General features: G+C 68.2%; 36 protein-coding genes and 1 tRNA gene. 23 read left to right on the top strand and 14 right to left on the bottom strand.

Annotated features, from left to right (window positions below; all coding sequences use genetic code 11):
* The first annotated feature begins 1 nt into the window (after nt 1).
* From ACFZA2_RS15440 to arr, 4 genes are all read left to right on the top strand, one after another.
* On the top strand, nt 2-1,708 hold the full coding sequence (locus tag ACFZA2_RS15440; protein WP_391406587.1) for an AMP-binding protein: 1,707 nt from the start codon (nt 2-4) through the stop codon (nt 1,706-1,708).
* Nucleotides 1,709-1,759: 51 nt separating this feature from the next.
* Entirely contained in the window at nt 1,760-1,900 is a 141-nt protein-coding gene (locus ACFZA2_RS15435) for a hypothetical protein (RefSeq protein ID WP_315995088.1), read from the top strand.
* A 260-nt stretch (nt 1,901-2,160) separates the two neighbouring features.
* Entirely contained in the window at nt 2,161-2,685 is a 525-nt protein-coding gene (locus ACFZA2_RS15430; RefSeq protein WP_391406585.1) for an SGNH/GDSL hydrolase family protein, read from the top strand.
* Between the two features lie 35 nt (nt 2,686-2,720).
* Nucleotides 2,721-3,128 (top strand): NAD(+)--rifampin ADP-ribosyltransferase, encoded by a 408-nt coding sequence (gene arr, locus ACFZA2_RS15425; RefSeq protein WP_391406583.1) that lies wholly within the window; start codon nt 2,721-2,723, stop codon nt 3,126-3,128.
* Between the two features lie 42 nt (nt 3,129-3,170).
* Here the strand turns inward: arr and ACFZA2_RS15420 are convergent, their stop codons facing one another.
* Nucleotides 3,171-3,308 carry a hypothetical protein gene (locus ACFZA2_RS15420; protein ID WP_391406581.1) on the bottom strand — a complete coding sequence of 46 codons (138 nt, stop codon included), beginning with the start codon at nt 3,306-3,308 and terminating at the stop codon, nt 3,171-3,173.
* Complete coding sequence (locus ACFZA2_RS15415) at nt 3,305-3,946, bottom strand: dihydrofolate reductase family protein (protein WP_391406579.1); 642 nt, start codon at nt 3,944-3,946, stop codon at nt 3,305-3,307. Before ACFZA2_RS15415 ends, ACFZA2_RS15420 begins: the two co-directional genes overlap by 4 nt.
* A gap of 187 nt (nt 3,947-4,133) precedes the next feature.
* Here ACFZA2_RS15415 and ACFZA2_RS15410 point away from each other — a divergent pair, with 187 nt between their 5' ends.
* The 10 genes from ACFZA2_RS15410 (at nt 4,134) to ACFZA2_RS15365 (ending at nt 9,442) form a co-directional block, all read left to right on the top strand.
* Nucleotides 4,134-4,451: a helix-turn-helix transcriptional regulator gene (locus ACFZA2_RS15410; protein WP_391406577.1), complete on the top strand. Its 318-nt coding sequence runs from the start codon at nt 4,134-4,136 to the stop codon at nt 4,449-4,451.
* Nucleotides 4,424-4,747 carry a hypothetical protein gene (locus tag ACFZA2_RS15405; RefSeq protein WP_391406575.1) on the top strand — a complete coding sequence of 108 codons (324 nt, stop codon included), beginning with the start codon at nt 4,424-4,426 and terminating at the stop codon, nt 4,745-4,747. The genes ACFZA2_RS15410 and ACFZA2_RS15405 overlap by 28 nt, the downstream gene beginning before the upstream one ends.
* A gap of 159 nt (nt 4,748-4,906) precedes the next feature.
* Nucleotides 4,907-5,206: a hypothetical protein gene (locus ACFZA2_RS15400; protein ID WP_391406573.1), complete on the top strand. Its 300-nt coding sequence runs from the start codon at nt 4,907-4,909 to the stop codon at nt 5,204-5,206.
* A gap of 76 nt (nt 5,207-5,282) precedes the next feature.
* Nucleotides 5,283-6,080 (top strand): hypothetical protein, encoded by a 798-nt coding sequence (locus ACFZA2_RS15395; RefSeq protein WP_391406571.1) that lies wholly within the window; start codon nt 5,283-5,285, stop codon nt 6,078-6,080.
* A gap of 13 nt (nt 6,081-6,093) precedes the next feature.
* Complete coding sequence (locus ACFZA2_RS15390; RefSeq protein WP_391406569.1) at nt 6,094-6,264, top strand: hypothetical protein; 171 nt, start codon at nt 6,094-6,096, stop codon at nt 6,262-6,264.
* A 134-nt stretch (nt 6,265-6,398) separates the two neighbouring features.
* A complete protein-coding gene (locus tag ACFZA2_RS15385; protein WP_391406567.1) occupies nt 6,399-6,581 on the top strand; it encodes a hypothetical protein in 183 nt (60 codons plus the stop codon).
* A gap of 72 nt (nt 6,582-6,653) precedes the next feature.
* Nucleotides 6,654-7,175 carry a hypothetical protein gene (locus ACFZA2_RS15380; RefSeq protein ID WP_391406565.1) on the top strand — a complete coding sequence of 174 codons (522 nt, stop codon included), beginning with the start codon at nt 6,654-6,656 and terminating at the stop codon, nt 7,173-7,175.
* A gap of 157 nt (nt 7,176-7,332) precedes the next feature.
* Nucleotides 7,333-7,797: a hypothetical protein gene (locus ACFZA2_RS15375; RefSeq protein ID WP_391406563.1), complete on the top strand. Its 465-nt coding sequence runs from the start codon at nt 7,333-7,335 to the stop codon at nt 7,795-7,797.
* On the top strand, nt 7,794-8,459 hold the full coding sequence (locus tag ACFZA2_RS15370; RefSeq protein WP_391406561.1) for a hypothetical protein: 666 nt from the start codon (nt 7,794-7,796) through the stop codon (nt 8,457-8,459). The genes ACFZA2_RS15375 and ACFZA2_RS15370 overlap by 4 nt, the downstream gene beginning before the upstream one ends.
* Before the next feature lie 44 nt (nt 8,460-8,503).
* Nucleotides 8,504-9,442, top strand: a complete 939-nt coding sequence (locus ACFZA2_RS15365) for a hypothetical protein (RefSeq protein ID WP_391406559.1) — start codon at nt 8,504-8,506, stop codon at nt 9,440-9,442.
* Here the strand turns inward: ACFZA2_RS15365 and ACFZA2_RS15360 are convergent.
* From ACFZA2_RS15360 to ACFZA2_RS15325, 8 genes are all read right to left on the bottom strand, one after another.
* Nucleotides 9,417-9,839, bottom strand: a complete 423-nt coding sequence (locus ACFZA2_RS15360; protein ID WP_391406557.1) for a hypothetical protein — start codon at nt 9,837-9,839, stop codon at nt 9,417-9,419. The genes ACFZA2_RS15365 and ACFZA2_RS15360 overlap by 26 nt on opposite strands.
* Nucleotides 9,836-10,099 (bottom strand): hypothetical protein, encoded by a 264-nt coding sequence (locus ACFZA2_RS15355; RefSeq protein ID WP_391406555.1) that lies wholly within the window; start codon nt 10,097-10,099, stop codon nt 9,836-9,838. Before ACFZA2_RS15355 ends, ACFZA2_RS15360 begins: the two co-directional genes overlap by 4 nt.
* Nucleotides 10,100-10,165: 66 nt before the next feature.
* A complete protein-coding gene (locus ACFZA2_RS15350) occupies nt 10,166-10,402 on the bottom strand; it encodes a hypothetical protein (RefSeq protein WP_391406553.1) in 237 nt (78 codons plus the stop codon).
* On the bottom strand, nt 10,366-10,926 hold the full coding sequence (locus ACFZA2_RS15345) for a hypothetical protein (RefSeq protein WP_391406551.1): 561 nt from the start codon (nt 10,924-10,926) through the stop codon (nt 10,366-10,368). Before ACFZA2_RS15345 ends, ACFZA2_RS15350 begins: the two co-directional genes overlap by 37 nt.
* 13 nt (nt 10,927-10,939) lie before the next feature.
* The gene (locus ACFZA2_RS15340) at nt 10,940-11,350 is read right to left on the bottom strand and encodes a hypothetical protein (protein WP_391406549.1); all 411 of its coding nucleotides are present in this window, start codon (nt 11,348-11,350) and stop codon (nt 10,940-10,942) included.
* Nucleotides 11,351-11,371: 21 nt separating this feature from the next.
* Entirely contained in the window at nt 11,372-11,749 is a 378-nt protein-coding gene (locus tag ACFZA2_RS15335; RefSeq protein WP_391406547.1) for a hypothetical protein, read from the bottom strand.
* Between the two features lie 331 nt (nt 11,750-12,080).
* Entirely contained in the window at nt 12,081-12,521 is a 441-nt protein-coding gene (locus ACFZA2_RS15330) for a hypothetical protein (protein WP_391406545.1), read from the bottom strand.
* 45 nt (nt 12,522-12,566) lie between these two features.
* The gene (locus ACFZA2_RS15325; RefSeq protein WP_391406543.1) at nt 12,567-13,007 is read right to left on the bottom strand and encodes a helix-turn-helix domain-containing protein; all 441 of its coding nucleotides are present in this window, start codon (nt 13,005-13,007) and stop codon (nt 12,567-12,569) included.
* Nucleotides 13,008-13,347: 340 nt separating this feature from the next.
* Between ACFZA2_RS15325 and ACFZA2_RS15320 the strand changes: the two genes are divergently transcribed.
* Nucleotides 13,348-14,481, top strand: coding sequence for a tyrosine-type recombinase/integrase (locus ACFZA2_RS15320; RefSeq protein ID WP_391406541.1), 1,134 nt, complete (start codon nt 13,348-13,350; stop codon nt 14,479-14,481).
* Here the strand turns inward: ACFZA2_RS15320 and ACFZA2_RS15315 are convergent.
* Nucleotides 14,472-14,960 (bottom strand): YajQ family cyclic di-GMP-binding protein, encoded by a 489-nt coding sequence (locus tag ACFZA2_RS15315; RefSeq protein ID WP_391406539.1) that lies wholly within the window; start codon nt 14,958-14,960, stop codon nt 14,472-14,474. The two genes, ACFZA2_RS15320 and ACFZA2_RS15315, sit on opposite strands and share 10 nt — an antisense overlap.
* A 165-nt stretch (nt 14,961-15,125) precedes the next feature.
* Between ACFZA2_RS15315 and ACFZA2_RS15310 the strand changes: the two genes are divergently transcribed.
* From ACFZA2_RS15310 to ACFZA2_RS15300, 3 genes are all read left to right on the top strand, one after another.
* On the top strand, nt 15,126-15,626 hold the full coding sequence (locus ACFZA2_RS15310; RefSeq protein ID WP_315995081.1) for an FBP domain-containing protein: 501 nt from the start codon (nt 15,126-15,128) through the stop codon (nt 15,624-15,626).
* Nucleotides 15,623-16,504, top strand: coding sequence for a PfkB family carbohydrate kinase (locus tag ACFZA2_RS15305; RefSeq protein ID WP_391406537.1), 882 nt, complete (start codon nt 15,623-15,625; stop codon nt 16,502-16,504). The genes ACFZA2_RS15310 and ACFZA2_RS15305 overlap by 4 nt, the downstream gene beginning before the upstream one ends.
* 91 nt (nt 16,505-16,595) lie before the next feature.
* A tRNA-Tyr gene (locus tag ACFZA2_RS15300) sits at nt 16,596-16,677 on the top strand.
* A 151-nt stretch (nt 16,678-16,828) separates the two neighbouring features.
* Here ACFZA2_RS15300 and ACFZA2_RS15295 read toward each other — a convergent pair.
* Complete coding sequence (locus ACFZA2_RS15295) at nt 16,829-17,182, bottom strand: hypothetical protein (protein ID WP_315995079.1); 354 nt, start codon at nt 17,180-17,182, stop codon at nt 16,829-16,831.
* Between the two features lie 92 nt (nt 17,183-17,274).
* The gene (locus ACFZA2_RS15290; RefSeq protein WP_391406534.1) at nt 17,275-17,649 is read right to left on the bottom strand and encodes a hypothetical protein; all 375 of its coding nucleotides are present in this window, start codon (nt 17,647-17,649) and stop codon (nt 17,275-17,277) included.
* Nucleotides 17,650-17,796: 147 nt separating this feature from the next.
* On the opposite strand from ACFZA2_RS15290, the gene ACFZA2_RS15285 reads away from it, so the two are divergent.
* Nucleotides 17,797-18,225, top strand: a complete 429-nt coding sequence (locus ACFZA2_RS15285) for a MarR family winged helix-turn-helix transcriptional regulator (protein WP_391406532.1) — start codon at nt 17,797-17,799, stop codon at nt 18,223-18,225.
* On the opposite strand, the gene aztA is transcribed toward ACFZA2_RS15285, so the two are convergent.
* On the bottom strand, nt 18,197-18,886 hold the full coding sequence (aztA, locus tag ACFZA2_RS15280; RefSeq protein WP_391406530.1) for a zinc ABC transporter ATP-binding protein AztA: 690 nt from the start codon (nt 18,884-18,886) through the stop codon (nt 18,197-18,199). The genes ACFZA2_RS15285 and aztA overlap by 29 nt on opposite strands.
* A 56-nt stretch (nt 18,887-18,942) precedes the next feature.
* On the opposite strand from aztA, the gene aztB reads away from it, so the two are divergent.
* The 4 genes from aztB to aztD are packed head-to-tail and all read left to right on the top strand — an operon-like array spanning nt 18,943 to nt 23,149.
* The gene (gene aztB / locus ACFZA2_RS15275) at nt 18,943-19,797 is read left to right on the top strand and encodes a zinc ABC transporter permease AztB (protein ID WP_391406528.1); all 855 of its coding nucleotides are present in this window, start codon (nt 18,943-18,945) and stop codon (nt 19,795-19,797) included.
* Nucleotides 19,798-19,811: 14 nt separating this feature from the next.
* Nucleotides 19,812-21,017 (top strand): ABC transporter, encoded by a 1,206-nt coding sequence (locus tag ACFZA2_RS15270; protein ID WP_391406526.1) that lies wholly within the window; start codon nt 19,812-19,814, stop codon nt 21,015-21,017.
* Nucleotides 21,014-21,919, top strand: a complete 906-nt coding sequence (aztC, locus tag ACFZA2_RS15265) for a zinc ABC transporter substrate-binding protein AztC (RefSeq protein WP_391406524.1) — start codon at nt 21,014-21,016, stop codon at nt 21,917-21,919. Before ACFZA2_RS15270 ends, aztC begins: the two co-directional genes overlap by 4 nt.
* 33 nt (nt 21,920-21,952) lie before the next feature.
* A complete protein-coding gene (gene aztD, locus ACFZA2_RS15260) occupies nt 21,953-23,149 on the top strand; it encodes a zinc metallochaperone AztD (protein ID WP_391406522.1) in 1,197 nt (398 codons plus the stop codon).
* Nucleotides 23,150-23,157: the final 8 nt, after the last annotated feature.

The raw sequence follows: 23,157 nt of genomic DNA, 5'->3' as shown, positions 1-23,157 counted from the left end.
CATGATCCCCACCGCATCTGCGTCGATGTCCGCGACCGAGCGTTACCGTGCCGCCCGAGACGAACTCCTCGCCGCCCGCACCGACCCGGCGCGCGCCGCAGCCTTCGCGTGGCCCCGCTTCGAGGGGCCGTTCAACTGGGCGATCGACTGGTTCGACCCGATGGCGCGGGGGAACGACGCGACGGCGCTCATCGTGGTCGACGACGACGAGACGCACCACGAGCGCACCTTTGACGAGCTCGCGCGCCGCTCCGACCAGGTCGCGGCCTGGTTGTCGTCGCAGGGCGTCGCTCGCGGCGACGCCGTGCTGCTCATGCTGAACAACCAGGTGGAGCTCTGGGAGGCGATGCTCGCCATCATGAAGCTCGGCGGGGTCATCGCCCCCACCACGACGGCCCTCGGCCGCGTCGACCTGGGCGACCGCATCGCGCGCGCCGACATCCGCCACGTCGTGGTGGGAGCCGCCGACGCCGACAAGTTCGACGACCTGCCCGAGGGCCTCGGCCGCATCGTCGTGGGCGGAACCCACCCGGGCTGGGTCTCGTACGACGACGCCTTCCTCCAGGATGCCGAGCCGGCACGGCATCCGGGAACCACCGCCGATGAGCGCCTGCTGCTGTACTTCACCTCGGGAACGACGTCGAAGCCGAAGCTCGTCGAGCACACGCACGCCTCGTACCCGGTCGGACACCTCAGCACCATGTACTGGCTCGGACTGCAGCCCGGCGACGTGCACCTGGCGATCAGCTCTCCGGGATGGGCGAAGCACGCGTGGAGCCTGTTCTTCGCGCCGTGGATCGCGGGCGCGACAGTGCTGGCCCTGAACTACACGCGCTTCTCGGCCGAGCGTCTGCTGGCCGAGCTCGAGCGCGACCGTGTCTCGACCTTCTGCGCTCCGCCGACCGTGTGGCGCATGCTCATCCAGGCCGACCTGACCGGCCGCCGTGGGGCGCTGCGCGAGGTCGTGTCGGCGGGCGAGCCGCTCAATCCCGAGGTCATCGCCTCGGTGCAGCGGGCGTGGGGCCTCGACATCCGCGACGGCTACGGGCAGACCGAGATGACGGCGGTCGTGGCGAACACGCCCGGCGCCGACCTCGTGCCGGGGTCGATGGGGCGTCCGCTCCCGGGGTGCCCGGTCGTGCTGGTCGATCCGGTGACCGGTGAGCGCACCGACGAGGGCGAGATCTGCATCGACCTGTCCGCGCGCCCGGTCAACCTCATGACGGGGTACGTGGGGGATGCCGAGCGCAACGCCGAGGCGTTCGCCGACGATCTCTTCCACACCGGCGACGTCGCCCGCCGCGACGAGACCGGCAGCATCACCTACATCGGCCGCACCGACGACGTCTTCAAGGCGTCGGACTACAAGATCAGTCCGTTCGAGCTCGAGAGCGTCCTCATCGAGCACCCCGCCGTCGTCGAGGCCGCGGTCGTCCCCGCCCCCGACGACCTGCGCCTCGCCGTCCCCAAGGCGTACATCGTGCTGGCGGGCGGGCACGAGGAGGGCGAAGAGGTGGCGCTGGACATCCTGCGTTTCGCTCGCGAGCGACTGGCTCCCTTCCAGCGCGTGCGTCGCGTGGAGTTCTTCGATCTGCCGAAGACGATCTCGGGCAAGATCCGCCGGGTCGAACTGCGTCAGCGGGAGGAGGCCGTGTTCCGCGGCGAGGTGGTCTGCGTGGAGTGGCGCGACGATTCCCTCCGCGGATGACACGGCCCGCAACCCCTCGCATCGCGCCCGCCGACATGTGAGCATCGGTACATGGACCACGAGAAGAAGCAGCCCTTCGAGAACCCCACCGTCGACGACGAGAGCGACATGCCCTCGCTGCAGGAGGAACGCAACGTGGGACGCGACACCGAGCGCGAGATCACCCAGATGATCAACGGCATCGAGGGCTGAGTCCCTCGTTGCGTCCCCGAGCGGCCTGGACGGTCGCGATCAGCGTCGTCGCGGTCGCGGCCGTCGTCGGCGTCGCCGCCGTGGTGATCTCCGCTGGACGGAACGCGCCGGAGACGGCACCCGCGGCATCCGCGTCCCCCCGGCCGAGCGCATCTGCTACCCGGACGCCCACCCCGACGCCGACGCCCACTCCGACGCCGACGCCGACGGCGCGGCCGGGAACCGTGCTCGTCGAGCGGAAGGGCGATGAAAGCGTCCGCATGCTCGTGGCCGGGGATTCGCTCACCGCCGGGTTCTTCGCCACCACCAAGGACGAGGGGTTCATCCACCTGGTGGCCGCCGAGATCGGACGGGTCGACATCACGGGTGCCGCGCAGGCGCAGCAGACGCTGTCGACGGTCGCGGCCGTGACCGACGTGCCCGCCGACGTCGGGGTCGCCGTCGTCGAGCTCGGCACCAACGACGTCGGCGTGCCGACCCCTCTCGCCGACTTCGAGCAGCAGTACGCGAGCCTGCTCGATCGCATCCGGTCGACATCCCCCCGGGCCGGGCTCGTGTGCCTCGGCACCTGGACCGCCGACGGCGGGGCCTACGACGAGGTCATCGCGCGCACGTGCGCCGCGCGCGCCGGCGTGTACGTGTCGCTCGCCGAACCGTTCGCGAACGCGGACTTCCACGGGCCCGCGGGCCGCGACACCTTCGCGGGGGCGGGCGACGAGTTCCACCCGAACGACGCCGGGCACCGGGCGATCGCCGATGCCGTCCTGGCGGCGTTGACGTACTGACGCGCGTTCGCCACGCAACGTGCGACACTCACGGAATGGATGACGTGCTCGACCCCGGTCCGTTCTTCCACGGCACGAAGGCGGCTCTCGGAGTGGGCGACCTCATCACCCCCGGTTTCCGGTCGAACTACCGCCCCGAGATCGTGATGAACCACGTCTACTTCACGGCGCTGCTCGACGGGGCCGGCCTGGCCGCCGAGATCATCCCCGGAGACGCGCCGCCCCGGGTCTACGAGGTCGAACCACTCGGAGCCTTCGAGAACGACCCCAACGTCACCGACAAGAAGTTCCCGGGCAACCCGACCCGCTCGTTCCGCACCACGTCCCCTCTGCGCATCGTCGCCGAGCGCGACGACTGGACACGACTCACCCCCGAGGCGTTGGCTTCGTGGCGCGAGCGCCTGACGACGCTGCGCGACGAGAACGCCGAGATCATCAACTGACGGCCGGCCCGGGCGTCGGTTCTCGTCGCGCCCGCGGCACGGTCACACCGGCTCGGTCGTGCGGATCAGGCCGCAGGTCACGCACGACCACGCGACGAGGAAGCGCTCGTCGTCGAGGATCTCGAAGCGCAACGGATCGCCGCACGTCGGGCAGGTCAGGGGGTCGAGCGGCCGGCTCATCGCGAGAAGGTCACGTGGACGACGCCGCTCTCCGCGACCTCCGAGGCGACCGTGTAGCCGGTGTCGAGACCGGGGAGGTCGTCCCACATGCGGCCGCCGCGACCGAGGATCACCGGGCGCACCGCCACATGCAGGCGGTCGACGAGGCCGGCGGCCAGGGCGGCGCGGACGGTGGAGAGCCCGCCGCCGACACGCACATCGGCGCCGCCGGCGAGATCGCGTGCTCGGGCGACGGCATCCGAGATCCCCTCCGACGAGAACTCGAAGCGCGTGCCGTTGGCGAACGAGATCGGCTCGCGCGGTCGATGCGTCAGCACGATGACGGGCACGCGGAACGGCGGTTCGTCGCCCCACCATCCGCGCCAGTCGGGGTCGTCGGGGAAGGAGTGGAGGCCGAACATCGCGGCCCCCATCACCTCTGCGCCGATGCCCTCGAAGTACGCGGCGGCATAGCGGTCGTCGATCCCGGTGGTACCGGCACCGGAAACGTCGCCGAACACGCGCGCGCGGAACGTGCGCGTCGCCATGTAGTCCTCGACGAGCCGGCCCCAGTCCGCGCCCATGGGGTTCTCGGGCGTCGGATCGGCGGGCGCGGCGACGCCGTCGAGGGAGATGTTCAGATCGACGCGGACGGCCATGTCATCTTCCCCGTGGACGGGCTCAGCGGTAGTTCGTGAATCGGGACCAAGTGATTGTCCATACCGCAAGATACCCTGATATGCCGCTTGATCGGGGGAATGTGTGCCCTGATATGCCTTCGCATGACCTATGGTGATTCGATATTCTGCGGACAATCTGCGGACTGGGGAGCGGACGGGAACGATCATGCCAGACGATGCTGACGCGGTCCGACGGCAAGCGATCGAGCGCGCGGCGCGTGGTTTGACCCGGGCCATCGTCGATCTCGCAGAGGCCGTGGCGATGCCGCGGGAGGACGCGCCGGCGCTGGTCGCTAAGCCGCCACGGCACCCGGATGACGCTCTGACGATGGCGCAGGTCTGCGAGATCACCGGACTGTCGCGGAGCACCTTCTACAATCTGCGGGGCAAAGGTGAGGGGCCGCCCTTCTTCGTCGTCCGAAACCGTCTCCGCTGTTACCGCTCCGACCTCGAGACGTGGATGACCGGAAGGACGAACTCGTGAACGGCAGAGCACCGGACGAATCGTTGACGCCGGAGCAGCAACGCCAACGCGCGCAGGCCCTCGACGAAGCCGGGCAGGTGATCTCGGAAGCGATCGCGATCTTCGCGCCGCTGACCCCGCGCCAGTCGGCCGAGAGAGTGTGGGCGCCGGGCGGCCCTTCAGTTGACGAGCTCACCTCGCGCATCGAGGAGTCTCGTGCGAACCTGCCACACGTCGATGCGGTCGACGAAGTTTCGAGTCTGCCTGTTGCCGCGCCCGTCACCGATTCGAGGGCCGGCGCAGCTCGACGACGATGAATAGCACGAGCGCAAGGATGATGGCTGCTTCCATGAGGTGTCCTCCTTCCATGGGGTCTCGGAGAGAAGACCGCCGCGGCTCAATAAGCTGCCCAGCGACCACTACTGCTCAGAGATACCGCCCCAGTCGTCACTCGTGCTCACGCCTACGATGGACCGATGCCCGCACCCACGATCCCCGCTGACGCCGCGGCCATCCTCGCCCGCACCGGACACCGCGACCTAATCCGCTACCTCGTCGACCACCCCGATAGCTACTACGGCGACATCAAAGACGCCACCGGCGCGGCCGTCAGCTCGCTCACCCGCGACCTGCGGCAGCTCGAGGCCATCGGTGTCGTCCATACCGACGTTGACCGGCCCCTTGGGGCGCGACGTGGGCGCGCACCCCGCTACCGCGTAGATGTCGACCGGATTGATACTCTCCTGACTGACCTGCGTGCGAGCTTAATCGGCTAGCGCAACTCGGCTATCGAGCGGACTGTCGCCCCTACAATGCCGTGATCCTCTGTGCCAACCCATAGGATCGGTCGTCGTGCTGTTGTGGTCCCGACTCGTTCTCGTTATGCGCTTCGTCGCTATCGGGTGGGCCGCGGTCGTCGGCGTGTGGAGCGGTCTGGTCTACTACGAGCTGATCGACCCCAAGCCGAGCCTCGAACCGTGGGGGTGGATCGCCAGCATCGTGCTGATCGGCGTCGAGAACGCAGGAACGCTTATTGTCCGCCGCTTCCGCAGCCGGAGCACCGATCAGAACGCCCGGATCGAGTCGACCCTCAAAACCGCACTGCTCCAGGTCACACAGAGTCGCGAAGTTACCTACCAGGATCTGGGCGCGAGTGTGTTTGTTCCCACGCTGTGGAGCCGCGTCCGCCGACACTCGGGCGCTCAGGTGCGCCTCAAGCGAATCAGCCGTTTTCGACCCGCCGGATACCCTCAACAGTCCGGGGTTTCCTGGACAGGGGCAAAAGGGGTCATCGGCACGGCTCTCCGCTCCAAGACCCACTCCTACACCGACTTCAGCCCAATCATCCGGAGGTACGGCGTAGACCCGATTCCCCTCCCCGTCTTCAACTCGCTCCCCGGGCGCTTCAAGCTCGGTCTGGACCTGGACGAGTTCAACAGTGCCATCGGCAAGTACTCCGAGATCGTCGCAATCCCCATCTGGCAGGACGGGAAGGATCGCGGACTCATTGGTGTTTTGTCAATTGACAGGGCTTACGAAGCTGACGAGTCGGAGAATAGAGTCCTCAACAGGCGCGCAACACGCGAAACAGCCGCTACCGCAGCCGCTTCGATCGGAAGTATCTTGAAGCCCAAGGTCACGGAAGCGTAGAAGGGAACGAGCCATGGAACAGCCACTCACCCCCGGACAAGAAGAGTTCTTCCGCATCCTGCGAAAGGTAGACCCCAGCGCAGAGATGGAGCGGGTCATCGAAGACACCAAGGAGGACCTCCGTCACGGAGACAAGGTCGTCCGAGGTCTCTCCCGCCTCAAGGGCTTCACGCCCAACCCCTGATCCTCGACTCAGCGAAGCCCCCGCCACAAGCATGGCGGGGGCTTCGTTCTGCGACACGGGGCTGCTGTCCGCGTGTGACCGTATGCTGTGCGCTACCTCGGGCGCAGGGCCCGTGGTTGACAGAGGGGAAGCACATGGCAACGCAAAATGAGGCACAGGCGGCACTCTTCGAGGGCGTGAAGTTCTTTGTCGAGCGCGCAAAGGCTTACGACGGAACTCGAGGGGCGTCGATGTTGCGTGACGCGGGAGTGGCATATCGTGCCGCGGTCGGCGGCCCGCAGCCTGGCATTCTGGACCTCGACGTCAAGTCGTCCTGACAGCAGCGACGGGCCCCGGTATCTCCGCATGGGCACCGGGGCTTCGTCGCCAGGTCCTGACAAGCTGTGCAGATGGATGCTTCGTTGTGGGTGGCGTTGGTGGGGGCGATGGCGGCCGTGGGGTCCGCGGTGTTCGCGTATGTGCAGGCACGTGCCGCGACGGACAGCCGGCGAGATGCTGATGAGGCGCGTGATGAGGCGCGTGCGGCGAGGGATGAGAGCGCGCGGCTTGCAGGGGAGGCGAACGATGCGTTCCGACGCCAGGCCGAGGCCCAGGAAGAGGCTAATCGGCTCAAGGCGGCCGAGATGGAGCCGAAGGACTGGGGATTCGGGCACGTCACGGGAATTCGCTATCGGGGCACGAACACGTCGAAGCAGGTACTTCTCGTCGAGAGCTTCGACATCCAGCCGGATCCCGCCGCAGCGCTGGTCCACATCCAGTCGAACCACACAGACGGCCGGTTCGAGTACGGGGATTCGTTTGACTTCATGGTGAATCGCGTTTCAGGGCTCGCTCCGGAAAAACTCACGATCAAGTACCGCCGCGAGAGCGACGCAGAGGACGACTACCGAACTATGTACGTGGCTCTGTGAGGGCGGTGGGACCGGACGGCGGATGTCATCCTTCTGCAAAGGGGTCTCGGAGCGGATGCGCATTTGGCGCTGCCAATCGTGGTCCTGGCGACGGTAGGGCGGCAACTTATGCAGGGATGTGAACGTCAATGTCCGTGGTCTGGTGCAGACTGTGTGCATGCTCTCTCAGCTAGTGGTGGCCTACGACGACGGGCGCCCTCGCGTGATCGAAGAGCACCGAGAATCTGCCGGGTCGTGGGCAGACTTCGAACGGCCCGCGGCGGGGCGTTTTGTGCCTCGTCTGGGCTCGCAGGACCTGATTCGTTTCGCGACATTCGCGATCGCCGTTGGCTTGCGCGTCGAGCGTTTCGAACTCGCCGACGCCACGCTGCGCCGCCTTGACGACGACTTGGAAGCTTTCTTCTCCACCCAATTGGTGCGGATGCTCTACGAGCAAGGGCAGACGGTCACACTCAACGCTCTCGACGTCGAATTCCAGGACTTGGTCGTCACTGGTGTCAAACTTGTTGATCAACGGCTCAGGGCCGCGACCTTGCGCCGGCGCGGTGTCGTCGATGGCGAGCCTGACTTCGCGATTGTTGACCTGCTGTCCGCAGCTTGGGAAAAGTTGCACCTCTCATGAATGAGTGGCGCACGGCGCTGACGGGCGCTGTGCGCGTCGGAGTGCTTCTCGGTGTCTCCGCGCTTACCAACTTGCTGGTAACGCCCCTGGAGCCGACCGGTGCTGCGCTGGTCTCGGAGATAGTCAGCGTTCTGTTGACAGCTTTCGTTCTTGGTCTTATCGAAGCGTTCTTGTGGGGCAAGCCGCAGTTGCAGGTCGTCTGGACGGACACTCGCACCCGAGCGCAACTCCCGCGCCTAGACGTAGCCGTCGACGAGACGCACATGGAAAGTTCGGGATTCTCACTAGCTATCCGCTGCTCAGCCGAAAAGCCCTTCGCGCGTTGGTTGATCGCACGGGCTGCGCGTGCACGCAAATTGCAGCTGGCAATCGTCCCCAAGCATGCTCCCCTGATGTTTAGTGTCGATACGAGCTCTCGGCGCACTGACGATATTCCGCTCGTCAGACGGGAGCAAAACGGCCCTAACGTTCTTGCACTACTCGAGCGAGAGCCGCCGCAGCGCGGTGGAGTTTGGGTGTGGGCAAAGGGAACCTTCACTGCGAAGGAGTTCCTGCCTGGGGAGAGTTGGGACCTCGACTACAAGGTGCGAGGTAGTTGGATACTTCGGCAGGTGCTCGCCGTTGATAGCGACGTAACGACCATTACAATACAGCAGCGATAATTGGGGGCTAACCGTTGGCTACTTTCACTACTCGATTCTTGAATGTGACATCGGCGCGAATCAGCGGCGAATTTTCCTTGGAGGATCTCGCCAACCATCTCGACCGAAACAGACCGGATCACGGCTTGCTCGAGGGAGGGTGGGCGGGTGTAAACGATGATCAATCGAACTTGGGTGTGCTGAATGCGGCGCCGCCGACCTCCAACGTGCAGATCCTGGCCGCTGAGGGTGAGTTCCCGGAGCGGTTGTTGGCGCGTTACTACTATTGGAGCGAACGCAAGGGCCTCAGGGAGGCGCGGCCCGATGCTTCAGACGCTGAACTGCATGAGCTGGCGGCAATCGATATCCTCGTGAGCCCGCACGCTGCCGGACAGTTCCTGCTCCTTGTCTCCACCCTCGACGTCGCCGCAGCTCGCAGGCATCCCCTCAAGAAGCTAGAACTCGTGATGCAAGCGCTGGACGTCGAGGCAAAGATCGACCTCCAACAGTCGCCGTTGCGACTACCCGGTGGGGACACGTTCCTTTGGCTGCTGGTCAAGGCGCGGGACTCGCGGATGATCGATGCGAACATCGAGATCAGGGACATCGAGGCTGTGCATGGGCAAGACTCGGTCCAGCGTGTGACGGTGCTTAACAATTCCGTGAGTTTCGACCGCCCAAGCTTCTTGATTGCTGTCGCGGAGGGCGATGAACTGGGCCCTGCCAAGCTCACTCTTTACGACGGCGCCGCCAATGTGCGAATCAGTTTCCGCGTATGGCCGAGTGGTGCGTTCTCCGTCGTCACCGGTTCGACCTACTATCCCGACATAATGGACACTGCCACTTGGCGACTACAAGCCGTGTACGACATCTCTTATCGGTTCATTCCGATTCTCGTGGCGACATACGTCTCAGATCAGGAGTGGCGCACGGAGATACGCGCGCGCGAGATACGAGCTGCCGCGGAAGCTCTTGTCGCTAGATACTCCGAACAGACCGGATAGCGGGGGGATTCTGTCCTCGGCTCTTGTTGTCGACCGCTCGAGCGGCGCAGAAAAGGCGCACATCCCGTCTGATGAGGCCGGCACGTCGGCCGACCTTATAGCCGTACCGCCACCGGAGTCGCGACTGCAGGAGCTTACGGGCGCGCACCCGCTCACGGAGCAGCTCGCCGCGCAGCTTCACGTATTCGCCGTGCGGGAGGAACTGGTGCTGCAGTGCGCGCGTCCCGGCGGCCCAGCCGTCGGCTTCTGCTTCGTCAGCGAGGCGGCACTCCTCCTGAAAGCACCAGTTTCGCAAGATCTCCCACGCGGCGTCGTCGCTGTTGGCGGGCCACTGCCCGCGGTCCGCGGCGGCGAGAAGGAACGCAACCTCGTCGTGATCAGTCGGTGCGGCGGTCACGGTGTTTGCCCCAGCGCTTCGCGCTCGAGCACCTTCCCCGCGGTGTTGTCACGGCGGGCCTTTGCACCCGCCCGCTTCGCTCGCTTCCCCACCTCAAGCAACAGTTCGGTCCTCTTCACCCGGCGCTGCGCGGCGCTCAGGGTGGTGTCGGCGGCGAGCTTTGCGTTCTCCGCGTCGTACCAGGCTGAGATCTCGTCTGACGCGGTTTGCAAGGCGGCGTGACGGGCGCGAGATGCTGCTTTCTCCGGGTCGTCCATCATGAAGTCTCCTTGGGGGAGGTCGGGGGCCGCGTGCTGTGCAAGGTCACGCGACCCCCGAGTCTGTGGTCAGGCTGCGGGTGCGTCGGCATCTACGGCGTAGGCGCCGCCCGATGCGGCGATGTGCGAGGCAATGGAGGCTCCGACCATGTCGCCCCCGCGGCCAGCTGCCATCGAGTCGGAGACGTCGAACCAGGGTTCAGCTGCGTTGAGCTGCTGATCGGCGTTCAGCGCTCCGGCGAGGAGGGTACGGAGTTTCTCGTCGGGGGTCACCTCGGCGAGGCGCGCCCATACTGCGCGTTGCACCCAGACTCCGCCAGCCGTGGGGTCTGGCGGACGCCGTCGAGCGCGAACCCGACGCGTTCCTGAGGGTGGGGCTCTCGGTAGGAGTTGGCGGCGGCGAACGCGGGCCCGAACTCCGCGACGGCGAGTAGCGTCGGGATGTCGCTGGTGGCCGCGATCGTGTCGCGCAGGGTGGCGCCGGCGGCGACCATGCGCTCGATGCCCTGCCACTTCTGCGTCGCGAGCATGATGGTCACGGCATCCTCAGGGAGCTTCGTGTTCACGGTGGCCGCCTCAAGGAGGTAGTCGCGGGCGCGGGCGTGCTCCTTGCGGAGCTCCGCACCTTTCTCGCCGCCGACCTCTCGCCATGCCGCGACGGCCTTCGCGCGGCGCTCGGCGTTGGCCTGGTCGGTGAGGTCGGGGTCGTGCTGGGACTGTGCTTTGCCGATCCCGTCGAACATCTCGCGAGCATGCGCGGACGCCGTTGCGGTGGCCTTTTGCAGCATCTCGATGTACAGGCCGACGGTGTGGGAGTAGATGGTGGTCATGGTGGTCTCCTGCTCAGGCGTTTGGGGTGGTTTCGAGACGGGGCGCGACTCGCTTTGCTTCATCAAGGCGCGGCACGAGGCCGGTGTTTACGCTGTGTGATGCGACGGCGGTGAGGGCACCGTCGAGGAGGTCGCGGATGTCGTGGTGCGTGCCCTCGGGGCCGGTGAACCGGAAGCGGTGTTCGGGGTCGGCTCCGTCCGCCTGGCCAACGGTGATCGGCCACGGCCAGGCCTCGAGACGGGCGACACGAGCCTCATGCTCAGCCGGGACCTCGTCGACCTCCTCGACGGTGTATCCGCGGGCGGCGAGGTGCTCAGCGATGTCCTGGCGCTCAACGTAGGCGACGCCGAGCACGGTCCAGAAGTAGTCGAGGTGTCCGCCGTGGCGTGCGGTGGCGTCGGTGGGGGCAGTGAGCTTAAACATGCGGGATGGGGTGCCTTTCGGTCAGGTGCCGTCGGCGCGCTCGAGGCGGCCGCTTGTGGAAAGTCGGAGGGTGCCGGCGGGGAGCCCGGTGCCGGTGTAGGTGGGGACGCTGGCGAGGGGGATACGCACGGCGCCCTGCAGGAGAATCTCTTCGCCACTGGGGGCGTTAATGGTGACGCCAAGGGCGCTGATGATCACCGACGTCGATCCCTTGCGGAGAGAGGCGACGTCGCCGACGTTGGCGACTGCCGTGCCGGCGATGAGGCGGGCTCCGGTGTTCGCAGCGTCGGCTTCGAGTCGGCTGCCGTTCGGGAACGTGAGCGCGCCGCCGCCGATGCTCGGGTCGAGCACCATGTCGTTGACGAAGATCTTCCCCTCTTGGATGCGGACGTTCCCCATCGTGAGGCTGCCGGATCCGCCGTCGAGGATGATCGCGACGGGCCCTGGCCGACCATGATGCGGCCGCCGCCCACGGGGCTGATTAGCACGGCGCCGACCTTTATCACGCCGCCTTCGAGGACCTCCCAGTCGCAGGCGATCGAGCCGACTCCCCGCCAGCGGAACGTGCCGTCGCCGTCGAGGAGTGCGCCATCGTCGAGCTTGAGGGTGCCCCCGATGAATCGGACGCGGCCGTTGCGGATCGAGGAAGACTCGAAGGGGTTCTCCCGGCCCATCCGTACGACAGTGTCGCGGAGGTCGTTCAGCGGAGAGTCGTTCGTGTTGTGGAGCATCACGCAACCGTGCTTCCGGACGAGCGCAGTTCCGCTTCCCAAACGGCGAGCTGGTCCGACCAGGCGGCGGTTGAGTAGAAGCGGGATGCGACGCTGTAGCCACTCGGGATGAAGTAGAGCAGGCCGTCGGAGGTCACCATCATCTGGCGGTACTCACCTGGTCCAGCAGCAGCGGCCGACAGATTGCCGTTGGGGTGCTCGCCGCCGTCTGCGCCGACAGAGCGGAGCAGCCGTACACCGGCCAGCCCAGAGGCTATTGGGTCGACCTCGAGGCGCCACGTCTGCCATGAGCCAGCAAGGGTACGCAGGTTCGGCGGCTCCGTTGTGGCCGGGCCGGCGGGTTCGATCCGCACGCCGAAGAACGCGCCGACGTACATGAACCGGTAGTCCTCGGCGTCCTCGGATACCTCCAAAGCGTGGATGGTTGGCGCGTCGTCCATCGGTCTCTGCTCCTTGTGCTCGGTTCCCGCCGGGGAAGTGTGCAGCTATTCCGCCGCGTGATTCCGCGTCTCGTCGGCCGCTGTGTGCTCGGTGTGTGCTTCGTGTCGGACTCGAGGGCGGTAGCCGGGAAGTGCTTCTCGTGAGACGCGGTAGGGCCTCGAGCTCACGATGTTCAACCGTCCCTCCTTGATCGCCCGCCGCACCGTCGACTCTTCGACGCCCAACTCGACCGCGACCTCCGCGACCGACAGCAGCGACGATGCCAGCGCCCCTGTATCAGCGCGATCTTTGGTCACGCGCGCGCGACCAGCGAGGAACGCCTCGGTAGCTTCGTCCAGGTCAGACAGAAATTCCCCGAGATCCGGCGACGGGTGAGTCTGGTAGCGGGCACGCAACGAACGCACCGCACCCGTCTGATGCAGAATCATCGCCACGTGCGCCGTCATCACGACGTGACCGCCCAGCGCCGGCCCCAGACGAGTCACGAGGCCGCCCCTGCCGCACACGCGTGCGCACACGAGCCAAGCCGGGTTGACCGGTCACCGGCTGCGCAGGATGCCGTACCCGCGTGCGCGCCCGCCTCACGCGCGCATAGGCCTGACCGGTTCGCCTGCGCGGTCTCCCGCCGGTGGGTGAGGGGCAGAGCACGGGTCTCGATCCGAACCTCTATGAGCATCTCGAGCGACGCCTGGTCGGTTCCTCGCCTGAACTGCTTCTACAGGCCCTATTCCATGCCGTAGGCGTGAACCCTCCCGCTGAGTACCGCTTCCCCGGACACGGCGCACGTGTGCAGTACCTCCTCGACGAGTACGGAGGGGGAGGCGAATGAGCAGCGTCAAGCAGCGTCCGAATGGGCAGTGGCGCGCGCGGTACCGAGACTCAGGTGGGAAGGAGCATGCCCGTCATTTCGAGCTCAAGAGGGATGCGCAACGTTGGCTCGACGAGGTGACAGCTTCCGTTGTCACTGGCATGTACGTCGATCCGCGCGCCGGGACTGCGCTCTGGGATGACTGGACCGCCGCTTGGGTATCGCGACAGGCGTGGGCGGCAGGAACGGTCATCGCTGCGGAGACAGCGCTCCACAGTGTCCCGTGGCGCCGTCGCGCGATCGGCCAGGTGAAACCGTCTGACGTCCAGGCGTGGCTCAGCGCCGAGACAAAACGAGGACTGGCGGCGTCCACCATGCGCACCAGACTCAACTACGTTCAGATGGCGTTCCGTGCCGCCGTCCTCGACAAGGTGATCCCCGAGAGTCCCGCGGCCACTGTGAAGCCGCCTCGTGGACGTCGAGCCGACGTTGCGATGAAGATCCTCACGCTCGAGCAGTCCGCTGCGGTGCTTGCTGCGGCGGGTGGCTTCCGTCCGTTCGTCGAGGTCTGCCTCTTCGCGGGCCTCCGACTTGGAGAAGCGGCGGGGCTGCAGCTCAGAGACGTGAACTTCCTCGGCCGTTCAATTCAGGTGCGACGGCAAGTGCAGGGCTCATCGCTCGCTAGCACGACGATCGTCGCGCCGAAGCGGGGGAGCGAGCGAACCGTGTTCGTGCCCGGCGATTTGACTGCATCGCTCTCTGCGCACGTTGCGGCGGCGCGCCTGACTGAGCCGGACGAGCACCTCTTTCGCACGCCCACCGGTCACCTGTTTCAGCGCAACAACGCAGGCGAGGCGTGGCGCGGCATCCGCGAGCGCGTCGGTCTCGCGGCCTCGGTCACTCTGCACACACTGCGCCACACCTACGCATCGAACCTCATCGCGTCCGGCTGCGACGTCGTGACCGTGCAGCGCGCGCTCGGGCACTCACAGCCGTCGATCACGCTCAACACGTACGCCCACCTGTGGCCGTCCGCAGAAGACAAAACGCGAGCGGCGACGGCGGGCCTCATGGCCTCCATCGCCGCTCCCGCGGACTCTCCGCGGACTCAGGGGAAGAAAACCCAGGTCAGCAGGGCTTCTTACCGGTAGTTCGTGAACTGCAGGTCGACGTCGAGGTCGGCAGCCTTGAGAAGGCGCTGCACCTCCTGCAGGTCGTCGCGCGACTTCGACTGCACGCGCAGCTCGTCGCCCTGGATCTGCGACTTCACGCCCTTGGGGCCCTCGTCGCGGATGATCTTGCCGATCTTCTTCGCGTTCTCCTGCGAGATGCCCTCCTTCAGCGTGGAGGTGATGCGGTATTCCTTGCCGCTCTGCACCGGCTCGCCGCTGTCGAGACTCTTGAGCGAGATGCCGCGCTTGATGAGCTTGGTCTGTAACACGTCGAGAACGGCGTTCGCGCGCTCCTCGGAGTTCGCCTTGATGACGATCGACTCGCCGCTCCACGCGATGGAGGCGTCGGTGCCCTTGAAGTCGTAGCGCTGCTCGACCTCTTTGTGCGCCTGGTTGAGGGCGTTGTCGGCTTCCTGCCGGTCGATCTTGGAGACGATGTCAAACGATGAGTCAGCCATGATCCAAAGGTACCGGGGGCTCGCCCCCGGCGTCCCGGGCTGGACGCCGTGTCCTCCACCCCCATCGGGCTGCGGCGGCCCGGGTGACCCGCCGCGCCTGAGCGAGCGCGCAGAAGGAGAGCGCGGCCGCGCCACGGCCCCGTCGCGCTCGTAGACTCGGATGCCATGCGAGCACTCACTGAAGACGAGGTCAGGGACGCGTTCGTCAACGCCACCCCCGACGAGCTGCGGATCATCGCCCTGCCCCACGACTTCCTGCTGGCGGATTGGGACCACCTCGACTTCCTCGCGTGGCGCGACCCCCGCACGCGCGGGCGCGGCTACGTGCTCACGGAGCACGACGGCGAGCCCACGGCTGTCGTGCTGCGGGCGGCCGAGGGGCAGTCCCGCGCGCGGTCGGCGATGTGCAACCTCTGCCACACGATGCAGCCCGGAGACCAGGTGTCGCTGTTCACGGCGCGCAAGGCCGGCGAGGCGGGAGAGCACGGCGACACCGTCGGCACCTACATCTGCGCCGACCTGTCGTGTCACGAGACCGTGCGCCTCGCGGCGCCCCTCGCCCCCAGCGAGATCCGCGCGAGCGTGGACCGTAAGATCGACGGCACCAAGCGCCGCACCGAGGAGTTCGTCTCGCGCGTGCTCGATGCCGCGGAGGTGACCCGGTGACCGGACGCGTGGTCGTGATCGGCGACGCCCTCATCGACGAGCTGCGCGACGAGACGGGCGTGCGCGAGTTCGTCGGCGGAGCGGGGCTCAACGTGGCCGTGGGTCTGTCGAGGCTCGGAGTGCCGGCATCCCTCATCGCCATGGTCGGAGACGACGACGCGGGGGAGCAGATCCGCCGCTACCTCGAGCAGTACGACGTCGAGCTGCTCGCGAGCCCGTCGGAGCACGGCACGTCGCGCGCGGTCAGCACGCGCTCGCCGGGTGGCGAGCCCGAGTACGTATTCAACGACGCCGCCCAGAACCGCCGCGTCTCGTACGGCGACGCCGAGCACGCCGCGATCGCCGCCGCCCCGATGGTCGTCGTGAGCTGCTTCCCCTTCGACGATCGCGAGCAGACGGACCTGCTCGTGGATGCCACGGCCTCGCCGTCGACGCCCCTCGCGATCGACCCGAACCCCCGCAGCGGCATGCTCCACGACCGCGCCGAGTTCGTCCGCGGCTTCGAGAAGGCGGCATCCGGAGCGCTGCTGGTGAAGGTCGGCGAGGACGATGCGCATCTGCTCTACGACGCGCCGCTCGAGCAGCTCCGCGAGAAGCTCGTCGCCCTCGGCGTCGGCGCGGTGCTGGCGACGTACGGCGCCGGGGGAGCGGCGATCGACGTCGACGGCACCTCGGTGTCGCGGGGGATCTCCGAACTGCCGGGCCGCATCGTCGACACGATGGGCGGGGGCGACGCCGTGCTCGCCACGACCGCCGCCCTCGTGCGCGACCGCCTGCCCGCGACGGCTGAGGAGTGGGATGCCGTGCTCTCGCGCGCCATGGACGTGGCCGCCGCGACGTGCCGACACGAGGGAGCGCTGCTGCGGACGCCCGAGTGACGGCGCGCGTGGTTTGAGGCACCCCTCCGGGGATAGTAGAGTGGTTTCTCGCGCCTCTGGTCGACTGAGAAAGCCGGGCGGGTGCGCATCTGGCGAGTTACCCAAGCGGCCAAAGGGATCTGACTGTAAATCAGACTGCATTGCATTCGGGGGTTCGAATCCCTCACTCGCCACCGGAAGAACAAACCCCTCCTCGCGGAGGGGTTTTTCTTTTCCCGAGCGGGGATCGGCCGCGCGGACGCGCACGGCGACGGGGCGACGCGAGATCGGGATTCGACGGCGCGGAGATTCCGCGTCCGCCGCCCCGCGGCGACGCATCGCCCGTCAGCAGGCGGCGAGCAGCGCCTTCGACTTGGTCTCGAGGAACGCGACGAGCGCGCCGAGGACGTTGACCTCGTTGCCGAGGTTGACGAGCTCGACCGCACCGAGCTCGATGGTGGCGTCGCGTGCCTCCATCGTCGCCTTCCACGTGCCGTCGCCACCCGCGATCGGCTGCAGGTAGGTGATCGTCTTGGCGTTGCTCAGGTCGACGACGATCAGACCGATGTCGGCGTCGGGATCGGCGTCGTCATCCTGCTCCAGAACGCGGATGTCGCTGCCGGTGAGGTAGCCGAGGCCGCGGAAGTCCGTCAGCCACGCCTCGAGCAGCGCCTTGTCGAGCAGCTTTCGTACCGGCATCCGTCACCTCGATTCAGGCGCATGAATGTCACACGCCCCCCACATTATGGAGGGCGTGGGGGGCGTGCGGCGCCGAGCGGCGAAGCGTGGTATCAGGCGGCTCGCACCGGGCGGCCGGCTGCAGCCGTGCGAGCGGAGTGGGCCGGCGTACGGGATGCCTGTTCCGCGGCCTCCCACGTGCGGGTGTCCACGACGAGGCCGGAAGCGGCGTTCGCCTGATCGGCGAGGGCGCGGAGGTAATCGCCGACGAGCTGCTCGGGCTCGGGGGAGTCGAAGACGAAGCGCAGGGGGATGGCGGGCTGGAGCCAGATGGTCGAGCGGCCGCTCTCCTCGTCGGTGCCGGTCCAGGTGAGCGTGAAAGACTCCCCGCGGCGCAGCTTCGTCGACGCGATCACCTTGATGTAGCCCATCAGGCGATCAGGGAGGGAGATGGGGGCGGTGTCGGAACCGTAGAACAGCGTGGCCATGATGATCTCCTTCGTCGAGTGGTCGGGTCGCGTTGATTTCTAACGTACCACGTATTTCACCTCCTTAATTATCTGAACGAAATATTCGGTTTGCTCACTAGAGTGGAGTCGAGCGATCGGCCGGATCGCACTCGGAGGGGGGTCGACATGTCGCTTCCCTCTGCATTGCTCTCGGCGCTCGACGACTACGTGGCGGCCCGCGACGAGGCCATCGCCCACGCGCGTCGTGACCTGAACGTCAGCGAACTCGAGGCGTCGGCCATGTCGTGGATCGCCGAAGAGCCCGGCATTCGCCCGTCCAACCTGCGCGCGCATCTCGGAGTCACCGCCGCCGGTGTCACGACGCTCGTCGATCGCCTGATCGGCCGTGGCCTGTTGCGACGCGAACTCGACGCCGAGGACCGCCGCGTCAACCACATCTACCTCGAGGTCGACATGGATGACGAGCCGTGGGTGGCGCTGCGACGCTTCCCCCGCGAGGTCGAAGAGGCTGTGCGCTCCGAGCCGGCCGACGTCGCTGCTGCTGCCGCGGAGATGCTCGCGCGCATCACCGAGCGCGTTCGCGCTCGAAGCTGACGCCTTCGATCCCGCTGCAAACGACGCGGCCGTCGGCCAGCTCGACGACGTGATCGGCGGCGGCGATGAGGCGCTGGTCGTGGCTGACGCACACGACCGTGGCTCCGCGTTCGATCTCGCGGGCGACGGCCGTCCGGTTGAGCTTCGCGCTCGCTGCGTCGAGGCCGGTGGTGGGTTCGTCGAGCAGCAGGACGTCGGCGCCGCGGGCGAGCCCCTGGGCGAGGAGGGCCCGCTGCCGCTGGCCGCCCGACAGGATGCCGAAGGGGCGCCGCGCGAGATCCGCGATGTCGAGGCGGCGTAGGGCGGCGTCGACGGCTGTGCGGTCGGCGGGCCGCGGGCGGCGGAACGGCCCCGTTCGTCCCCACGTGCCGACGGTCACGACGTCGCGCACGGTCAGGGGGAGGTGCTCGCCCACCGCCGCGCGCTGCGGGACGAACGAGCGTGAGGACCCGTGGGTGTCGACGCGTCCGGATGACGGCTCGCGAGCCCCCGCGAGGACTTCGAGCAGCGTCGATTTGCCGGCGCCGTTCGCACCGACGATCACGGTGAGACGGCCGCGCGCCACGACGAGCCCTACTCCGTCGAGTGCGGTCGCGTCGCCGAACGACACGCGCACGGCGTGGGCGGTGAGGGCGGCGACGGGTTCGGGAGGGGGGAGCACGACATCCATCATACGAGTTTGAGAATCGTTATCACTTGACGCTACGGTCGGACATCGTGTCCTGGCTCACCGATCCCTTCTCCCTCGACTTCGTGATGCGTGCCCTGTGGGGCGGCTTCCTCGTGGCCGTGCTGTGCGCGGTGGCGGGTACCTGGGTGATCGTGCGGGGGATGGCCTTCCTGGGCGAGGCGCTGGCCCACGGGATGCTCCCCGGCGTCGCCCTCGCGACCGTCGCGGGCGTGCCGGTGCTGTTCGGTGCGGCCGCGAGTGCGATCGTGATGAGCCTCGGTATCGGCGCCCTCCAGCGCCGGGCGAAGCTCTCGTACGACACGAGCATCGGGCTGCTGTTCGTCGGCATGCTGGCCCTCGGTGTGATCGTCATCTCGCACGCGGGGAGCTTCGCGACGGATGCCACGGCGATCCTGTTCGGCGACATCCTCGCGGTCGGCGCGGACGATCTCGTCGTGCTCGCGATCGCCGCCGCGATCGGCGTGGCCACGGCGGTGCTCGCGCATCGCGCTCTCGTCGCCGCCGCCGTGGACGAGCGCGTCGCGACGGTGCTGGGGCTGCGCCCCCGGATCGCGCAGACGGTGCTCGTCGGCCTGGTCACCCTCGCCGTGGTCGCGTCGTACCAGGCGGTCGGCTCGCTCCTGGTGGTGGGTCTGCTCGTCGCCCCCGCGGTGGCGGCGCGGCAGTGGACCGCGCGCATCCCGACGACCATGCTGCTCGCCGCCGTCGTGGGCTCCGTCGCCGTCGCCGTGGGCCTGCTCGTCTCCTGGCACGCGGCCACCGCCGCGGGCGCCACCATCGCGGCGACCGCCATTGCCGGCGCCGGGCTGTCGTGGGTGCTCCGCGCGACCGTCGACGCCGTCCGCCGCCGCACGGCATCCCCCCTTCCTCTTTCCGTCTGACCCGAAGGCCCCCCATGCTCTCCGCCCCCCGCCGCTGCGCCCTCCTGGGCGCTCTCGGTCTCCTCGTCCTCACCGGCTGCGCCGCTCCGGCCGCGCCCGCCCTGGAGCCCTCCGCCGACACCCACGGCGCGATCGACGGAGCCGCCGAGCTCGCCGAACCCGCCCTGGGCCTCACGACCATCGACGCCGCAGGGAGCGTCGCGCACCTCGACCTGCTCGAGGAGACGACCGTCGAGATCGGCAGCGTGCGCGCGCCCTCCTCGGTGCACTCCGACGGGCGGTACCTGTTCGCCGCCGACGACGAGGGCGTCTCGATCGTGGACAGCGGGGTGTGGACCTGGGACCACGTCGACCACTTCCACTACTACCGGGCCGAGGCGCGGGTGCTCGGCTCCGTCGAGGGACGGGGAGTGGCGACCGTGGCGACGTCGAACTCGTCGACGACGGGCGGGACGGGGCTGTTCTTCCCCGCCTCGGGCGAGGCGGTGCTCCTCGACACCGAGGCGCTGTCGAAGGGCGAGGTCGTCGAGCGTTTCCGACTCGAGCGTCCCGCCGGAACGGGCTTGGTCGTCCCCGTCGGATCGTTCGCCGCGGTCGCCTCGGCGGGCGAGGTGACCCTGCACGCGGCCGACGGTGACGAGGTGGGCGCGCCCACCCCGTGCATCGACCCGGCCGGCACCATCACCACGCGGGTCGGAGCAGTCATCGGATGCCGCGACGGGGCGCTCCTCGTCACGGTCGCCGATGCCGGTCCCGTCGTCGAGCGGATCCCCTCCCCCGCGGGGACCACCGCGCCGCGCGCGACGGTCTTCGCGAACCGCGAGGGCCGCCCGACCGTCGCCGCCCCCGCCGGGGAGGCGGGCGTCTGGATGCTCGACACCCGGGAGCGCACCTGGAACCTCGTTCCGACGGCCGAGCCGGTCGTGCAGGCCACGGCCGTCGACGACAAGGACGCCCACCTGCTCGCCCTGACGGCGGACGGGCGCGTGCTCGTGCTCGACGGGGAGACGGGGGAGCTGCGGGCGGAATCCGTACCGCTGGTGGGCGCGAGCCTCGCCGCCGGGCAGCCGGTGTCGCTCATCGCCGATCAGCAGCGCGCCTACCTCAACGGCCCCGCGGAGGGGCGCCTGTGGGAGCTCGACTTCGCCGACGGCGCGCGCGTCGCGCGGGAGTTCACGCCCGAGGATGTCCCGCTCTTCGTCGCGGAGACGGGACGATGACGGGGCGACGGGCGCTCGCCGCGGCGGTGACCGCCGCCCTGCTCGCGCTGACCGGGTGCGCCGGGGGAGCGGCATCCGACCGCCCGCTGGTCGTCGTGACGACGAACATCCTCGGCGACGTCGTCTCGCACCTGGCCGGTGACGAGGTCGAGGTGCTGACCCTCATGCGCCCCGGCGCCGATCCGCACTCGTTCGAGATCTCGGCGGCCGAGGCCGCCCGCATGCGCTCGGCCGACCTGCTCGTGGCCAACGGCCTGGGGCTCGAAGAGGGGCTGCAGCAGCACCTCGACGCCGCATCCGCCGACGGCGTCGCGACCTTCGTCGCGGGGGACGCCGTCGAGGTGCTGCCCTACAGCTCGACCGACGCCGACGGCGCGGACGACCCGCACTTCTGGACCGATCCCGCGCAGATGATAGCGGTCGTCGACGCCCTGTCGCCGATGCTCGAGGAGCTCGGCGGGACCGCCGTCGCCGACCACGCCGCCGCGTATCGCGCCGAGCTCGCGACGCTGGATGCCGACATGACGGCCGCGTTCGCCGCCATCCCGGCCGATCGGCGGGCGCTGGTGACCAACCATCACGTGTTCGGCTATCTCGCCGATCGGTTCGGATTCCGCGTGATCGGCGCGGTCATCCCCGGCGGCACGACCCTCGCCGCACCGAGTGCGAGCGACCTGGCCGACCTGGTCGCGGCGATCGATGCGGCGGGAGTGCCGACGATCTTCGCGGAGTCGTCGTCACCGGATCGACTCGTGCGCGCGCTCGCCGACGAGGCCGATCGGCGGGTCGAGGTGACCGAGCTGTTCACCGAGTCGCTCACCGACGCCGCGGGCGATGCCCCCGACTACCTGACCATGATGCGCGTCAACACGGAGCGCATCGCCACCGGCCTGTCGCCGTAAGCGACCGGTCACCACCTGAGAGAGAGAAATCACATGCGCACTTCCTCCTTCCGCCGCGCGGGCCTGCTCGCGCTCGCGGTCGGCGCGACCGTCGGCCTGTCCGCCTGTGCGGGCGGCGCCGGTTCGGCCGCCCCCGCGTCGAGCGCCCCCGCCGACGCGGCGACCCGGGTCGCCCTGTCGTACCCCGGCGGCATCCTCGTGCTCGACGGCGACACCCTCGAGACCCTCGGCGACATGCCGAGCGAGGAGTTCACCCGGCTCAACCCCGCGGGCGACGGCCGTCACGTCATGGTCACCACGAGCGCGGGCTTCCAGGTGCTGGATGCCGGCGCCTCCGGCGTCGAGCCGGAGCTCACCGACCTCGTGTTCGAGGCGTCCAAGCCCGGTCACGTCGTCACCCACGGCGGGACGACCGTGCTCTACGCCGACGGCACGAGCGACTCGACGATCTTCGACAGCGACGCCCTCCTGGCATCCACCGATTCTCTTCCCGCGGTGCAGACCATCCCCGGCGTCGAGGCGCACCACGGTGTCTCGATCGTGCTGGAGGACGGCACGTTCCTCACCACTGTGGGCACCGCCGACGGCCGCACGGGCGTCGTGGCGAAGGATGCCGCGGGCGCCACCATTGCCGAGAGCGCCGACTGCCCGGGCGTGCACGGCGAGGGCACCGCGAAGGACGAGGTCGTCGTGTTCGGTTGCGAGAACGGCGCGCTCGTGTTCGACGACGGCGCGTTCACCAAGCTCACCGCCCCCGACCAGCCCTACGGCCGCATGGGCAACGCCTACGTGAGCGAGAACAGCGCCCTCGTCGTCGGCGATTACAAGGACGACCGGGATGCCGAGGGCTACCTGCTGCACCGCGTGGCGCTGATCGACACCGCCGCGAAGACCCAGCGCGTGATCGACATGCCCGAGGGCGCGGAGTACACCTTCCGCGACGTCGCGCGGGGTCCCGGTGAGCTCGCGTACGTGCTCTCGTCGGACGGCGCGATCCACGTGCTCGACCCGGCGACGGGGGAGTTCACCGACGCCTTCCCGGTGATCGACGCCTGGGAGGGCCCGGTCGAGTGGCAGGACGCCCACCCCGCCATCAAGGTCTCGGGCGACATCGCCTACGTCACCGAGCCGGCGAAGAACGCCGTGCACGCGGTCGATCTCACCACCGGCGAGGTCGTGAAGAGCGTGACGCTCGCGCAGACGCCGAACGAGATCGCCCTGACGAAGTAAGCGGCGCT

It is taken from the genome of Microbacterium sp. NPDC007973 (assembly GCF_042958465.1).
Classification (GTDB): domain Bacteria; phylum Actinomycetota; class Actinomycetes; order Actinomycetales; family Microbacteriaceae; genus Microbacterium; species Microbacterium galbum.
This window is presented reverse-complemented; position numbering and strand designations above follow the sequence as displayed.

Excerpts from the sequence above, each read along its gene's own strand:
- ACFZA2_RS15390 (WP_391406569.1), top strand. The coding sequence starts at position 6,094 with ATGGAACAGCCACTCACCCCCGGACAAGAAGAGTTCTTCCGCATCCTG.
- ACFZA2_RS15435 (WP_315995088.1), top strand. The coding sequence starts at position 1,760 with ATGGACCACGAGAAGAAGCAGCCCTTCGAGAACCCCACCGTCGACGAC.
- ACFZA2_RS15430 (WP_391406585.1), top strand. The coding sequence starts at position 2,161 with ATGCTCGTGGCCGGGGATTCGCTCACCGCCGGGTTCTTCGCCACCACC.
- ACFZA2_RS15370 (WP_391406561.1), top strand. The coding sequence starts at position 7,794 with ATGAATGAGTGGCGCACGGCGCTGACGGGCGCTGTGCGCGTCGGAGTG.
- ACFZA2_RS15320 (WP_391406541.1), top strand. The coding sequence starts at position 13,348 with ATGAGCAGCGTCAAGCAGCGTCCGAATGGGCAGTGGCGCGCGCGGTAC.
- ACFZA2_RS15400 (WP_391406573.1), top strand. The coding sequence starts at position 4,907 with ATGCCCGCACCCACGATCCCCGCTGACGCCGCGGCCATCCTCGCCCGC.
- ACFZA2_RS15385 (WP_391406567.1), top strand. The coding sequence starts at position 6,399 with ATGGCAACGCAAAATGAGGCACAGGCGGCACTCTTCGAGGGCGTGAAG.
- ACFZA2_RS15345 (WP_391406551.1), bottom strand. The coding sequence starts at position 10,926 with ATGACCACCATCTACTCCCACACCGTCGGCCTGTACATCGAGATGCTG.
- arr (WP_391406583.1), top strand. The coding sequence starts at position 2,721 with ATGGATGACGTGCTCGACCCCGGTCCGTTCTTCCACGGCACGAAGGCG.
- ACFZA2_RS15285 (WP_391406532.1), top strand. The coding sequence starts at position 17,797 with ATGTCGCTTCCCTCTGCATTGCTCTCGGCGCTCGACGACTACGTGGCG.
- ACFZA2_RS15295 (WP_315995079.1), bottom strand. The coding sequence starts at position 17,182 with ATGCCGGTACGAAAGCTGCTCGACAAGGCGCTGCTCGAGGCGTGGCTG.
- ACFZA2_RS15290 (WP_391406534.1), bottom strand. The coding sequence starts at position 17,649 with ATGGCCACGCTGTTCTACGGTTCCGACACCGCCCCCATCTCCCTCCCT.
- ACFZA2_RS15410 (WP_391406577.1), top strand. The coding sequence starts at position 4,134 with ATGCCAGACGATGCTGACGCGGTCCGACGGCAAGCGATCGAGCGCGCG.
- ACFZA2_RS15380 (WP_391406565.1), top strand. The coding sequence starts at position 6,654 with ATGGATGCTTCGTTGTGGGTGGCGTTGGTGGGGGCGATGGCGGCCGTG.
- ACFZA2_RS15355 (WP_391406555.1), bottom strand. The coding sequence starts at position 10,099 with ATGATGGACGACCCGGAGAAAGCAGCATCTCGCGCCCGTCACGCCGCC.
- ACFZA2_RS15420 (WP_391406581.1), bottom strand. The coding sequence starts at position 3,308 with ATGAGCCGGCCGCTCGACCCCCTGACCTGCCCGACGTGCGGCGATCCG.
- ACFZA2_RS15330 (WP_391406545.1), bottom strand. The coding sequence starts at position 12,521 with ATGGACGACGCGCCAACCATCCACGCTTTGGAGGTATCCGAGGACGCC.
- ACFZA2_RS15440 (WP_391406587.1), top strand. The coding sequence starts at position 2 with ATGATCCCCACCGCATCTGCGTCGATGTCCGCGACCGAGCGTTACCGT.
- ACFZA2_RS15315 (WP_391406539.1), bottom strand. The coding sequence starts at position 14,960 with ATGGCTGACTCATCGTTTGACATCGTCTCCAAGATCGACCGGCAGGAA.
- ACFZA2_RS15375 (WP_391406563.1), top strand. The coding sequence starts at position 7,333 with ATGCTCTCTCAGCTAGTGGTGGCCTACGACGACGGGCGCCCTCGCGTG.
- ACFZA2_RS15310 (WP_315995081.1), top strand. The coding sequence starts at position 15,126 with ATGCGAGCACTCACTGAAGACGAGGTCAGGGACGCGTTCGTCAACGCC.
- ACFZA2_RS15415 (WP_391406579.1), bottom strand. The coding sequence starts at position 3,946 with ATGGCCGTCCGCGTCGATCTGAACATCTCCCTCGACGGCGTCGCCGCG.
- ACFZA2_RS15270 (WP_391406526.1), top strand. The coding sequence starts at position 19,812 with ATGCTCTCCGCCCCCCGCCGCTGCGCCCTCCTGGGCGCTCTCGGTCTC.
- aztC (WP_391406524.1), top strand. The coding sequence starts at position 21,014 with ATGACGGGGCGACGGGCGCTCGCCGCGGCGGTGACCGCCGCCCTGCTC.
- ACFZA2_RS15335 (WP_391406547.1), bottom strand. The coding sequence starts at position 11,749 with ATGGGGAACGTCCGCATCCAAGAGGGGAAGATCTTCGTCAACGACATG.
- aztD (WP_391406522.1), top strand. The coding sequence starts at position 21,953 with ATGCGCACTTCCTCCTTCCGCCGCGCGGGCCTGCTCGCGCTCGCGGTC.
- ACFZA2_RS15340 (WP_391406549.1), bottom strand. The coding sequence starts at position 11,350 with ATGTTTAAGCTCACTGCCCCCACCGACGCCACCGCACGCCACGGCGGA.